A 13,719-nucleotide genomic window follows, 5' to 3' on the forward strand; every position below is an offset into this window, starting at 1 on the left:
GCTTTCATCTCCGAGAGATGAATCAAAAGGTTAATTAAACGAAAAAAAATTCTGTTAAGTTTATTTAAATGTTATTGACTACGCTTTCACAATGAATGTATACTAATCTCAAGTTAATCGTTTTCAAAGAAAGTGAACATGAATGGTTATCTTAACATTACAGCTGCAGGGGGAGAGAGTAATGAAAAAGAAATTTGGAGTTTTATTAGCAACGGTTCTAACATTATCGACAGTTTTGGCAGGATGCGGTGGTAAAGATGATAGTAAGACGATTACGTTCTGGACACCGCTGACCGGTGATGACGGTGCTTATATGGATCAAATTGTTAAAAACTACAATGCAACGAATCCCGAAATCAAAGTAAAACATGTTATTACGGCTGATATGTACACAAAAATTTCTACAGTTTTGGCATCTAGCAAAGGTGTTCCTGATTTAGCAATTATCCACGCTGACCGTGTTCCTGGGTTTGTTAAACAAGGTGTACTAGAATCCATGCAAGATACCGTATTGCCAGCACAACCTGAACTGAAAGCTGAAAATTACTTACCACAAGCTTGGAACACTGGTAATATCGATGGAACTCAATACACAGTTCCTCTTGATATTCATAGTAACGTAATGTATTACAATAAAGATTTGCTGAAAAAATATAACGCTGAATCCTTCTTGGATGATAACGTTGTTACTATTGATGAAATGCTTTCCTTACAAGGTAAATTGGATGAAGGCGATTACGTAGTTAATGATGCCTTGCTGGGCTGGGTTATCTTGGCTCAAATTCAAGATTTGGGCGGGGATATCCAAGTCGATGGAAAACCGGCTGTTAATACCCCTGTATTTAAACAAGCGTTTGAAAATGTTAAGAAAATCGCTGATGCTGGCCTGATGACTCCGTTTGGTGAAGACGGTTACTTGATGTTCCAATCTCAAAATGTACTTTTCTCGACAGACGGAACTTGGAGTTCTACAGCACATGCTGGGGTTGAAGGCTTGAACTTTGGCGTGACCAATGTTTATTCTCCTACTCCTGATAAATTCACCAACAGATCTTCTTCTCACTTGTTCGCTATGTTGAAAAATGATAAGAGAACAGACGAAAAAGAAGTGGGTATTGCTAACTTCTTGGAATATGTTCGTACGAATTCGATGGAATGGGCAAAAGCTGGACAAAACGTAGCAAGTAACGTAGTTAACCAAAGCCCTGAGTACAAAGACTATATGCAATCCTTCTTTACATCTGATGAAAAAGAAATCGAATCCCTATACATTTACACCTATGAATACTACCCATACATTGCGGAAGCTGTAGATACTTACTGTGCGGATATCGTGCGTGGCAACGTTGATATTGATGAGACTTTGGCAACGATGCAAAAATTTGTTGAAGATAAAATTGCGGAAAGCAGCAGTGCAGCAAAATAAAGCAAAATAGAATAGATTGTACGAAGTAATGTGCCATGTTATGGTGCATTACTTTGTGCAAAAGGAGAAATGAATTCCTATGAAAAAGAAAATCAATTGGGCACCTGCTTTCTTTGTAGGTCCGCATGTCATTTTGTTTGCTGTCTTCATTTTATTGCCAACGATTTATGGGATTTATGCTTCATTTACAAAATGGAATTTAATGAGTGATCCGGTATGGGTAGGCTTTGATAACTATAAGGCTATTCTTTTTGACAACAGTTCAACCTTTCATACTCAATTTTTCAGAGGCCTAAAAAATACATTGATTTTCGTTGCTATGTCTGTTCCGTTGCTGATTATTATTCCATTAATGGTCGCGGTGGCGTTGGAACATAAAAAAGTTAAAATGAAGAGCTTAATTCAATCTATTCTTTATATTCCTGGCTTGATTTCAATTTCTGCGGCCGCACTGATTTGGCTGTTGATCTTTAATAAGCAACTTGGGATCACTGGTAATCTATTTGGATCACAAATTGCTTGGCCTGCAAATCAACCCTATGCGTGGATTATTATCATTGTAATTACTTTATGGGGTGGTATTGGGGGCAACATGATTATCTATCGTGCTTCCTTAAGTGGCGTTTCTCAAGAGTTATATGAATCGGCTGAGCTCGATGGTGCGGGTTCTATTAAAAAATTCACTAGTATTACCTTGCCATCTATTCGTTTTCCATTAATTTATACCTTTGTTATGACAACTGCGGGTGCCTTTAATGTATTCGGCCAACCGTTAATGATGACCGATGGCGGACCTCGACAAAGTACACACGTTCTAATGATGTATATTCGTCAATTAGCTTTCGGTAACGGTGAGTCCATCGCCGGGATGGCATCAGCTATGGCAGTTTTACTGGGATTAGTTATTTTGGTGATCTCAGCGCTGCAATATTTTGTAATGAACCGAAATGCTTCATAGGTTCGCAGAAACTAATTGACTAACAAGGAAATGGAAAAGGTAGGTGTACTAAAATGTCAAACCAGGCAGTAAATCCAGTTGTAAATACAACAGGCAAAATAAAAGGCTCCTCCAGTGTAAGTATTTCAAAATATATTTCCTATATATTTCTAGGTATCCTATGTGTGATTTGGATCATTCCTGTTATATTCGGGATTTCCACCTCATTTAGATCACAAACGGAAGTAGTATCCTCGGGCTTTAGACTATTTCCTAAAGAGTGGGTCTTTGAGAACTACGTTACAATCTTAAACAATACCTCTACAGCTCCAATTCTACGTTGGTTAGGTAACTCATTGTTTATTGCTACATCTCACACCATTCTGGTTGTTATTGTTATTTCGATTACAGGTTTTGGATACACCCGTATTAAGTTTAAAGGAAGAGACACATTGTTCTTTACTTTGCTGGGAATCTCCTTCTTCCCGGGTGTTGTTAACTTGATTCCTTCTTATAAAATCATTGACTCCTTTGGTTGGGTGAATACTTCCTGGGCTATGATTATCCCTGGTCTTGCGGGTATGGGTAATATCTTCTTGGTCAGACAGTTTATGAACGGTATCCCAAAAGAATTAGATGAATCGGCTAAAGTTGATGGTGCTAGTGACTTTAGAATTTTCGCGCAAATTATATTGCCGTTAGTTAAACCAATATTGATTGTTTGCGGATTGTTCTCCTTTACTGGATCTTGGAATGACTTCCTCTGGCCGGTTATTGTGTACACAGATGTAGACAAAATGCCAATTACCGCTGGTTTGCTCTTATTGCAAGATATCTACGGAAACTATCGTATGATCGGACAATTAATGGGCTCGGCAATCATGGCGATTATTCCAACATTGCTGCTATTCGTTTTTGCACAAAAATACTTCGTTCAATCCATCAACCTGAATTCGGGTATCAAAGGTTAGATCGAATGAATTTAAACTTAAATACACCTTGACTTCTTATAAGGAAGGGTGTGTTTTGGTGACCTGCAAATATAAAAAAAAGAGATAAATATAGGAGTTGTCATTGTGAGAGAATTTAATGTGAAAAATCCACTAGTTGAGCAACGAGCAGATCCTTGGATCTATAAACATACTGACGGGTACTACTATTTCATAGCTTCAGTTCCAGAGTTCGATAGAATTGAGCTTCGCCGTTCTGAATCCATTCAAGGATTAGCTGAGGCTGAAGGGAAGACCATTTGGGTTAAGCATGAAACGGGCTTGATGAGTGCTAATATCTGGGCGCCAGAGATTCATTATATTGATGGGAAATGGTACGTGTATTATGCAGCTGCACATACCTCTGATACGAAAGATGGTTTATTTGATCATCGCATGTTTGCACTAGAAAACTCATCCGCAAATCCTTTAGAGGGTGAATGGGTCGAAAAGGGTCAAATAAAAACAAAATGGGAATCTTTTGCCTTGGATGCAACAACTTTTGAGCATAAAGGAGTTAGATATTACGTTTGGGCACAAAAAGATCCTGCTATCCCTGGCAATTCAAATATTTATATTTCCGAAATGGAGAACCCTTGGACACTAAAAGGCGAGCAGGTGTGCATCACCACTCCTGAATACGATTGGGAAAAAATCGGATTTTTGGTGAATGAAGGCGCGGCAATCCTTAAGCGTAATGGACGCATTTTCATGACTTTCTCAGCTAGTGCAACAGATCACAACTATTGTATGGGATTGTTGACTGCTGATGAGAATAGTGATTTGATGGATCCAAAATCATGGGTCAAGACACCTGAACCTGTGTTTACGACTTCTGAGGAAAACGGCCAATATGGTCCGGGACATAATAGCTTCACTGTCTCTGAGGATGGCACACAGGATATCCTTGTTTTCCATGCTAGAAGCTATAAGGAAATTGTCGGTGATCCGCTTTACGATCCGAATCGTCACGCACGTGTGCAAGTAATCCAGTGGAATGAAGACGGAACGCCAAACTTTGGTGTACCTAGACCGGATACGAAATAAAAAGGGATTTGTCGCATAAAACAACAGAGCAATGATTCTCCCAGAGGTGGAGAAACACTGCTCTGTTGTTTTTTATAAGAGTCATAGTTATAACCCTCCTGAGGCTTAAGGACTCAGCTGACGCTATTTGCAAATTTTTGGACATTTGAGGAAGGTTGCGGACCCCAGTGCAGCTATTCCTTTAGAAAAGGTTCATTTTTGCTGTTCTTCAAGCCAATAACGACTTTAGGGTCCGTTAGGTACACAAATTTGTGATAAAGTTGCATTTAAGGTCAACGGTGTCCGATAGTTGCTTTGGGAATGCGTAAAAGCGAGTTTATCAAATGAGGTACTCTTATAATGGAAGATCCCGTCTTCTGAACAGCTCTACTCCCAAGGAAAAGGTGAACACTCCGATCAACAGCAGCCAACTGGAGACCTGAATAATCTCCACGTTGCCCTGAACGATTTCCCCGGGTTGATAGAAGGAGAATAAGGTTAGGAAACGCAGTCCTTCCAGTTTGTCGCTTATTTTACCGAGTAGATCCAGAGTGAAAAATCCGAAGGCGATGGCGCCGGAAATTCCGAGCGCTTTTTTCTCGTCATTACATACAGAGGACACGAGAAAGGTAAGGCCGCCTACCGCAAAAAATAATAAAAACGCCACGGTATTCAGCTGAGCGAAGCGACCACTGTTAAAGTCATATTCACTGCCAAGGAACCATGCTTTACCTAATAATCCGGCGAGGGTGGTTACACCCATAATTAAGAGTAATGCTGTAGTGAGAACAAGTGCCTGCGTGGTAGCGACTTTTCTCCGTGTAGTTGGGGCTATGAGCAGATAAGCCATGGCGCCGCGATCCACGAGTCGAGCCATAAGCTGCGTTGACATTTGCACACAAACTATGGAAAGAATCAGAACTAGTATAAGTCCATAATATTCTCCGGAGATAAAAGCTTCAGCACTGGTAAATCCGCTGTTTAATCCAAAGGCTTTACCCACACCCTCTGGCATCGCCTTAATAAGGTCATCAATTGCTTGTGTGCTCCCCGCAATCCCAGGATAAAGCCAGATCATAAACAGAATATAGAAGGCAGAACCAAAGGCGTAATTCAATATTCCTTTCAGGTTCACTCGCATCATTTCCTTATAGAGCGGAAGATTCATTACACTACCCCCTCGCGGTCATAATAGTCCATGAAGATGTCCTCCAGATTTTGCGTGAATACGTCGATGCTGCGGATATTGTATTTTCCAGTTTCCCGGATGAATCGGTCATAATTGCCCTGCACAGCTATGCGGACCCTATTTCCCTCGTGAGCTTCCACTTGTAGGCCGGAGGCGGCAAAATTCACTGCATCTTCACTATTCGCAAAAATGACCTCAAACAGCTTCCGTTGCATCGATTGCAGTTCATGAATATTTTTCACGGTGATAATCCGTCCGTCTTTGATAATTGCGGCGCGGTCACAGGTGCGTTCAATTTCTTGAAAGCTGTGTGAGGACATGAGAAAGGTGGTTCCGGCTGATTTTTCCTCCAGTACCAGATCAATAAATACCTTTTGCATGAGCGGGTCGAGACCCGAGGTAGGTTCATCCAGAATAATAACGTCAGGACTGTGCATAAAAGCAGCGACGATTCCGACCTTTTGCTTCATTCCCTTTGACATTTTTCGGATCGGAGTGGTGGCATCAAATTGCAAACGTTCAATCAGCTGCTCGCGTTTGGTAGTATTTTTGATTCCCTGCATGGCTGAGATAAATTTAAGGAAAGAAAGACCCGTCATCCCATCGAAAAAGTTGATTTCACCGGGTAAGTAGCCGATATGCTTCTGGACTGTCCCTTGTGCCTTCCATACATCAAGCCCATGGATACTCGTATGCCCTTGATCTGGTTTCATAAAACCCATGATATGCCGTATGGTCGTCGATTTACCCGCACCGTTAGGACCCAGAAATCCAAAAACCTCGCCTTTATTTACGGTAAATGTTACATCTTCGATTCCTTTGCCATTCGAAAATCGTTTAGTTAAACCTTCTACAACCAGCATGCTGCCACCCCCGCCGCAAAATAATGAACTATTATGAATCAGATATTTCATATGTTATATTATTCCTAGTGGTTAATGAAGTCAATATAATTATGAAATAATTAAAATGGAATATTTCATTAAATTTGAATATGCATACTTAATAACGAAGTTAGGGTGGAAGCTATGAATGGATTTGAGAAGAGAGCAGCACAGATTAAACTCAAAATTATGAAAACTACCATGGAGATGCTCAAGAACTGGGAACCGAAACGTCTACGGATCGCTGATATTGCGAAAGAAGCAGGGGTCTCTCAGGTGACGATTTATAATTATTTTGGCAGTAAGGAAGCGCTGCTTAGTGAGTCTTTTAAGGACTTTGTTCAGAAGGAAATTCAGGAATTTGAAGATTACATTTATCAAGAGCATTCTCTAAAGGAGATTATTGGTTACATTCTAACCATGGAGAGGGAAACTTACAGCGGTTTATCTCCCGCAACTGTGAAGGAGCTTATGGTTGAGGATCAAGAAATGTTCCATTATATTGAGGAACGATATGCGAATGACATTTTGCCGGTGCTGGTGAAGATGGTCGAGGATGGGAAAGCGCGGGGAGAAATCTCAAATAAAGTATCCACCAAAGGGATACTTTCACTAATGGGGATGTATATGCGTAATGCGGGTGAACTTCTAGACGAAGCTAGCAAACAGGAAGATATGGATGCCTTCATCGAGGAAGCCATCCATATTTTCTTCTATGGCATTTGCGGGAAAGAGTAAGGGGAGCTTGAGCTGCGAGAGCATCACCCTTAATTGATCAGGTGAACAGCGGATTTCCATTCATGCCGATCCAAAGAGCGGATTGTTCAAGCTGGGCAGCAAGCTGAAGCAACAAATCTTCACGGCCTTTGTTCGCCATGACTTGAACGCCTAGCGGCAGGCCATTTGCTGACTTATGGACGGGCACACTCATTGCAGGCTGGCCTGTCAGATTTGCGAGCTGGGTGAACGGTGTATAGGTTAGGCTTGGCTCAAACATCTCGTAAATTAAGCGGCTCTGTTCTTCTTTTGGCAATTCATTTACGTGCAGCAGCTTTGCTATCTCTGCAGGTTTATGCGTTAATTCACCAATTTTGGGAGCAGAGTTTGCATTCGTAGGTGTTATATATAAGTCGTAATGATTAAACAGTTCCGCCATTTGGGCGGCTGCAACGTCCCATTCATCCAGACTATGTACGAATTCGGCCGCTGAAACATTTTTTCCGGTCTCACCAAGGACCCACGTAATGATATCGACATCGTAAGCAGTTATGGAACGTCCCATATTTCTCTCCAGGGAGACGAACATCGCTGCTACCTCTCCGGCATTCATCGTATAGTAGTTCTCCATCAGTCTTGTGCCATTCACAGGACTTTCTATTTCTTCAACCGCATGTCCTTCAGCTTCGAGCCATTTCACGGTTTTGAGAACAGCATTTACGGCCTCTTCAGAGACAGGCGTACCTACTGGGGAAGCCGTCGTAAATCCAATTCGTAGTTTACGTTGCGTAGGCTTAAACAGATCATCCAGATATACGCCCGGGTATAACGGGGTCTGGAAGGCGGCTTCCGGCTGCACAACCTGCAGCAGATCTAACATAGCAGCGCTATCGCGAACGGACCGGGTTAAGGCAAAATCAATAGAAGCCCCTTGCCATTGACGGCCGACTCCGGGTCCTACTGGTGTGCGCCCGCGCGTGGGTTTAAGTCCGAATAGGCCTGTGAATGAGGCGGGAATACGGATGGATCCACCACCATCACTGGCTCCCGCTACTGGAACGATACCAGAAGCTACAGCCGCCGCGGCTCCGCCACTTGAACCTCCAGGAGAATATTCGAGATTCCAAGGATTACGAGCAGGGCCGTGGAGGACATTCTCTGTAATGTTTTTTAAGCCGAACTCGGGTGTATTCGTATGGCCAAGTGGAATAAAGCCGGCTTTCCTAATTCGTGCAACATAATTTGAATCCCACCGTGCGACATTGTTCTTCATCAGCATAGCCCCACAAGTGATGGGCTCGCCAGCGATAGATTGGGAAATATCTTTTAATAGAAACGGAACGCCAGCAAACGGCCGAGTGTTATCCTGAACAGGCATCTCGTCGGCTTCTCTAAGAGCAGCTTCACGACGGGTGCGCACCACCGCATTTATGACCGGATTGACCTCATCTAACCGAGCAAAGGCGGCTTCGACCAGCTCACGAGGTGAAATTTCACGTGCTTTGACAAGTGAAGCAAGTCCTAGAGCGTCATAGGTAGAGTAAGAAAAGGACAAATTAGATACCCACTTTCAATTTAGGATGATTATTATATTATACATCCCATTAGTTATTTTTTGAAAATGGGTAATCTGACATCTATCAATTCTTTTTTACGTCATATTAGGCTATACTTAGTGTTAAATGATTTTATGGGGTGTACTGATGAACGAAGAGAAATATCAGAATGTGGATGGATTAATGGAGGCTTTCCAACAATTCGCTAGAATGAACTGGCGTAAAACCACGATTTGGGGCTTGAAGCCAAGTGAGGTCCGGATGTTGGTTTCTTTAAAGCTTGGTAAAGAACGGGAAGGGAAGAAGGGACAGACGGTTTCGGAGATTAGCAAGTTTCTGAAAGTCACCTCTCCTACGGTTACCCAAATGCTCAATAGTCTGATTGCACAAGGATATGTGGTGCGTACTTCTGATGCACAGGATCGCCGAGTTAGTGAGATCACGCTTACGGAAAAAGGGGAGCATCTGGCTGAGATGGCTGTAACGAAATCCCGGAATACCTTTAAAGGTATGATTGATTACATGGGCAAAGAACAGACGGATACGTTAATGGAGCTGTTAAACGGAGTCTATGTTTACTTCGAAGAATTGAACGATCAACCAAATGAATCCTAGCCCTTCTTATAAAAAAAGAGATGCCGCACAGCCTAAGCTGTTTACGGACATCTCTAATGTAAGGTTATTTGTGATTAATGTGCAGCAGGCACAGATTTTTCGAGTTTTTTACTCCCGTTTTTATCCTCTGCGTGTGTCTCCATTTTTTTCTCTCCACTACGTAATGGAATCTCTTTAAGGAACAGAACGAGCAGTGCTGCGATAACTAACAGCGCCGTACCACTTAAGAACACAACTGTCAGGGAATCGCTTAGTGCGTTCCGCAGCATCTCAATCAATTGATTGAAGAGCGGCTGGATTTGCTCTGGCAGTGTTGCATGCAATTCTTTAAGCTTAGGCTGATCTAGCAGCATTTGAGGATTCATAAAGGCAGAAAGCTGTTTAGCGGATTCAGGATCAAGTTTGGATAAATCCGGACCTTTGCCAGAGGACACCGCTGCCTCTAATTTTTTCGTTAATGAGGAGTTCATAATGGTACCCATGATGGCAATACCTATGGTTCCACCTAAATTACGGAATAAAGTATTTGTAGCAGTAGCAACACCTAGCATTGAAGGCGCTACAGCATTTTGTACGGTTAGTGTAAATACAGGCATCGATAGTCCTAACCCAACCCCGAAGATAATCATGCTGACTACAGCCGTAGCAATGTTACTCATAAAGGCCATTAATATCATGGCTACAACCATGAATGGCATCCCCATTAGAGCATAACGTTTATATTTTCCTGTTTTGGAGATCCATCTTCCCACTAAAGTACTTAGTACAATCATAGTAAGTGACATTGGCATATTGATAAAACCAGATTTAGTTGGGGAGACGCCCTCTACCCCTTGCACGAAGAAAGGCAGGTAGATCATTGCGCCCATCATACCAGCATTCATCAGGAAGCCGACAATCATTGAGATGGATACGATGGAATTTTTAAATAAGGATAATGGCAATACTGGGCTTTTAGCTTTACGTTCAATCAGAATCAGGATAATCAGACCCAGAATGGAAGCCCCAAACAAGCCTAGAATCTCCGGAGAACCCCAGTCATATTTTGTTCCCGCCCATGAAAAGCCCAGCAGGAGCGCAACGATGGTCAGGGAAAGGAAAATGGAGCCTAAGTAGTCGATGGACTCAGATGTAGAACGCGTTGTTTTAGGGAACATTTTCAAAATCATAAAGAAGGCCACGATCCCGAAAGGTAAGAAGATCCAGAAGATCCATTTCCAAGCCATGTGATCTACCATGAATCCGCCAAGGGTAGGACCAATTACGCTGGAGAAACCAAATATCGCCATCATAATTCCAGTCCACTTGGCTCTCTCTCTTGGAGCGAACAAATCACCTACAGCGGTTACGGTAGCCGACATTAGAATCCCGCCGCCTAGACCTTGTATCCCGCGATAAGTGATCATTTGAAAAATGTTGGTCGACAATCCGGATAGGAAAGCACCTATAATAAAAATGACAATCCCTGATAACAGGAAGGGCTTTCTTCCGTAAATATCGGATAACTTACCGACAAGTACGGTAGCAATGGTTGAGGTGAGCATATAGATGGTAATTACCCAGGTATAATGTTCAATACCTCCAAGCATCGCAATAATTCGGGGCATTGCTGTGCCCACAATCGTCTGGTTGATTGCTGCGAAAAACATAGCCGCCATTAAAGCAATCATAATTGTAACTTTCTTTTTCTGAGTGAGATGCTCCAGAGCAGTTCCTCTCCTTTAACTTCTATATATTGTAGTTTGGGAATTCATGTCGTAATAATTAGGTAGCCAAACTATCATTTATGTATAATACACAAATTCATCAATTAGCACAACAGGTTAATTATTAAATTTTAATTTAAAGAGAATTTGAATTTGACTTGATTTTTTGGGAATAGGTAAGTAATCTAATTAGATTGAGGTATATTGGAGGTGCCCTATGGATACCCATGACAATCAAGAGCAGAAGCTGATCATAGCCCTTGAAAATATAAAGCGTCTGACTGCTCGCCCCTACTCGATTGATGTAGTATCGTATAGAGAGTTTGTTATGATGTACGTCATTCACACTGTAATGAAGCAAAAGAAAGCCACTGAAGGTGACAAACAGCACCGGGGAGTTATGATTTCTAAATTAAGTGACCTGCTCCAGATAAGTAGACCTACTGCCACGCAAATGGCAAATACTTTGGAGGAAAAAGGTTACGTAGTGCGTACAACATCCGATACAGATCGTCGGGTCGTATATATCTGTCTGAGTGAGCTTGGAGAGCAGATTTATAGCAGGCAGATGGCATCCTATTCCGGCATTTTGAGTGAAATCACGCAAAAGGTCGGTAAGGAAGAGATCGACCAGCTGATCTTTTTGTGCGATCGTTTTCAAGAAGCGGTGCATGAGGTCAGAAGCCGTCATTTTTTTCCACAGTCGGATGAGGAGCCATTAGTTATAGATTCAGTATAGAAAGCCCAACATCAAAAGATATTCCTGCAGACCTGCGGGAACATCTTTTTTTGCATCTTAGAGCAAGGAGTGATTATCATCAGAATATTAGCAATTAGTGACATTCACGGAAGTTATGTAGAATTCAATGCCCTATTATCAAAAGTGAATTATCGCCCGGCGGAGGATAAGCTTATTTTAATGGGAGATTATGTGGATAGAGGTCTGGACAGTAAAGGAATTGTGGAGCAAGTGATGACTCTGCAGCAAGAATGTGGAGCGATAGTTCTCAAAGGAAATCACGATAAAATGGCTTGCGATGCGCTCACCAGCGAAGATGATAAATTGGATACCCATTGGCTAACTAACGGCGGATTTCATACACTGATGAGTTATTGCGAGGCGGGCTACGAAGGTTTGCAGAAGGATTTTGGCTGGAAGGATTATATGCAGCTAAAAGAAAAAATTAGGCGGGACTATAGACATCATATAGACTTTCTGAGCACATTGCCGCTTTATCATGAGACGGAAGAACATATTTTTGTTCATGCAGGCATTAATCCATTAATAGAGGATTGGAAGCAGCAAGACCCTTATGATTTTATCTGGATTAGAGAACCCTTTTATAAGAATCCGGTAGTTAGCACTAACAAAACGGTTGTTTTCGGTCATACTTCGACGATGGATCTGCATGATTCAGAAGAAATCTGGTTTAGTCCACTGGGAGATAAAATTGGGATAGATGGCGGCTGTGCATATGGCCAACGACTAAATTGCTTGGAGATTTCCGCAGGGAAATACATAACGCATTTTGTTCGGAATGGTGAGACGCTTTGAGCGTTCTCCCATTTTTTTTAGAATAGTAATGAATTAAACGTTAACTATGTATAAAATAAAGATAGGAGGGGTGCAAATAGGTGAATGCGAACAACAAATATCATATCCTCATGCAAGGGGCCATCAGCAAGAATGTGAGCGAAACCTGTAAGGAGTTTGGCATTTCCCGGACGATCTATTATAAGTGGTCTAAAGCTTATCAACAACATGGAATGGATGGACTTGGGGAGAAGAAAAGAAAGCCGGTAATGCCTAATAAAGTAGATAAGAGAACGGAAAGATTGATCTTGGAGTACGTCGCCAGATTTCCTGAGGATGGGCCTAAACGCATCTTTTATGAACTGCAAGATGAAGGTATGCAAATAGGGGAATCCGGTATTTATAATGTACTACGTCGAAACGGACTAAATAAACGAATAGAACGTGAAGCTTACGCCAATCAAATCAAAGCAAAGAAGAGGAATGGCGCACAATCCACTCACACTAAAGGATTTAAAGAGAAACGGAAAATACTAGATTATAAGATGAAGAATCCGATAAATGCTCATCCCGGGTATATGTGTCAGCAGAGTATTAGCTATTTGGGAGTTTTCCCGAGGGTCGGAAAGGTATATCAATATGTAATTTATGATGCCTACTCCAGACTAGGTCTAGTTAAGCTATACAATCGGAAATCTACCATTCATTTTATAGATTTTATGCATCTGAAAGTTCTCCCATTGATGAAGACATTAGATTTTCATATCGATAATCTGGTTACGAACAAAAGCCGTGAATTCATTACGAACTGGGACAGAGGAAAACATAAATATAGTGAATTTTTACATAAGAACAATATTAATCAAGTCGCTATAACGGTAGACCAAACAGAGATATTTCAGCCCTTGCAGCAATTTGCGGCGGTGTTGACCAAAGAATTCTACCAGCAGGCTTGGGTAGATGATACGATAGATTCCTTTGAAATTTTAGAAAAGCGCTTACATGAATACTTGAGAACCTACAACTTCAACAGGCAAATTACAGACGGACCTAATCAAGGTAAAATACCATCGGATGTCGCACTTGCCTATACGGGACAACGAGAAACTTTGCCATTATGGTTATTTACAAGGAGATAAC

At 41.7% G+C, this 13,719-nt stretch carries 13 protein-coding genes; 9 read left to right on the forward strand and 4 right to left on the reverse strand.

The window, feature by feature from the left end; all coding sequences use genetic code 11:
- Positions 1 to 181: 181 nt before the first annotated feature.
- The 4 genes from MHI25_RS08080 to MHI25_RS08095 all read left to right on the forward strand — a co-directional run bounded on the left by MHI25_RS08080 (position 182) and on the right by MHI25_RS08095 (position 4,399).
- Positions 182 to 1,426, forward strand: coding sequence for an extracellular solute-binding protein (locus MHI25_RS08080; RefSeq protein WP_036675642.1), 1,245 nt, complete (start codon positions 182 to 184; stop codon positions 1,424 to 1,426).
- A gap of 79 nt (positions 1,427 to 1,505) precedes the next feature.
- Positions 1,506 to 2,384, forward strand: a complete 879-nt coding sequence (locus MHI25_RS08085; protein ID WP_076138280.1) for a sugar ABC transporter permease — start codon at positions 1,506 to 1,508, stop codon at positions 2,382 to 2,384.
- 53 nt (positions 2,385 to 2,437) lie between these two features.
- Entirely contained in the window at positions 2,438 to 3,334 is an 897-nt protein-coding gene (locus MHI25_RS08090) for a carbohydrate ABC transporter permease (protein ID WP_036675639.1), read from the forward strand.
- Between the two features lie 105 nt (positions 3,335 to 3,439).
- Positions 3,440 to 4,399, forward strand: coding sequence for a family 43 glycosylhydrolase (locus tag MHI25_RS08095; RefSeq protein WP_076184723.1), 960 nt, complete (start codon positions 3,440 to 3,442; stop codon positions 4,397 to 4,399).
- A 334-nt stretch (positions 4,400 to 4,733) separates the two neighbouring features.
- Here the strand turns inward: MHI25_RS08095 and MHI25_RS08100 are convergent, their stop codons facing one another.
- Both MHI25_RS08100 and MHI25_RS08105 read right to left on the reverse strand, forming a co-directional pair.
- Entirely contained in the window at positions 4,734 to 5,546 is an 813-nt protein-coding gene (locus MHI25_RS08100) for an ABC transporter permease subunit (RefSeq protein ID WP_076126276.1), read from the reverse strand.
- Entirely contained in the window at positions 5,546 to 6,430 is an 885-nt protein-coding gene (locus MHI25_RS08105) for an ABC transporter ATP-binding protein (protein ID WP_340395662.1), read from the reverse strand. Before MHI25_RS08105 ends, MHI25_RS08100 begins: the two co-directional genes overlap by 1 nt.
- Positions 6,431 to 6,595: 165 nt before the next feature.
- Here MHI25_RS08105 and MHI25_RS08110 point away from each other — a divergent pair, with 165 nt between their 5' ends.
- Positions 6,596 to 7,189 (forward strand): TetR/AcrR family transcriptional regulator, encoded by a 594-nt coding sequence (locus tag MHI25_RS08110; protein ID WP_076126280.1) that lies wholly within the window; start codon positions 6,596 to 6,598, stop codon positions 7,187 to 7,189.
- 37 nt (positions 7,190 to 7,226) lie between these two features.
- On the opposite strand, the gene MHI25_RS08115 is transcribed toward MHI25_RS08110, so the two are convergent.
- Positions 7,227 to 8,723, reverse strand: coding sequence for an amidase (locus MHI25_RS08115; RefSeq protein WP_340395231.1), 1,497 nt, complete (start codon positions 8,721 to 8,723; stop codon positions 7,227 to 7,229).
- A gap of 127 nt (positions 8,724 to 8,850) precedes the next feature.
- On the opposite strand from MHI25_RS08115, the gene MHI25_RS08120 reads away from it, so the two are divergent.
- Entirely contained in the window at positions 8,851 to 9,339 is a 489-nt protein-coding gene (locus MHI25_RS08120) for a MarR family transcriptional regulator (protein WP_081383250.1), read from the forward strand.
- 74 nt (positions 9,340 to 9,413) lie between these two features.
- Here MHI25_RS08120 and MHI25_RS08125 read toward each other — a convergent pair whose 3' ends face one another.
- On the reverse strand, positions 9,414 to 11,045 hold the full coding sequence (locus MHI25_RS08125) for an MDR family MFS transporter (protein WP_076192880.1): 1,632 nt from the start codon (positions 11,043 to 11,045) through the stop codon (positions 9,414 to 9,416).
- Between the two features lie 217 nt (positions 11,046 to 11,262).
- Between MHI25_RS08125 and MHI25_RS08130 the strand changes: the two genes are divergently transcribed.
- The 3 genes from MHI25_RS08130 to MHI25_RS08140 all read left to right on the forward strand — a co-directional run bounded on the left by MHI25_RS08130 (position 11,263) and on the right by MHI25_RS08140 (position 13,718).
- On the forward strand, positions 11,263 to 11,784 hold the full coding sequence (locus tag MHI25_RS08130) for a MarR family transcriptional regulator (protein WP_076126288.1): 522 nt from the start codon (positions 11,263 to 11,265) through the stop codon (positions 11,782 to 11,784).
- Positions 11,785 to 11,853: 69 nt separating this feature from the next.
- A complete protein-coding gene (locus MHI25_RS08135; RefSeq protein WP_305953954.1) occupies positions 11,854 to 12,600 on the forward strand; it encodes a metallophosphoesterase family protein in 747 nt (248 codons plus the stop codon).
- Positions 12,601 to 12,680: 80 nt separating this feature from the next.
- A complete protein-coding gene (locus tag MHI25_RS08140; RefSeq protein WP_076126290.1) occupies positions 12,681 to 13,718 on the forward strand; it encodes a helix-turn-helix domain-containing protein in 1,038 nt (345 codons plus the stop codon).
- The last annotated feature ends 1 nt before the right edge of the window (position 13,719 follow it).

The organism is Paenibacillus sp. FSL E2-0177, from assembly GCF_037992975.1.
Taxonomy (GTDB): Bacteria; Bacillota; Bacilli; order Paenibacillales; family Paenibacillaceae; genus Paenibacillus_AQ; species Paenibacillus_AQ odorifer.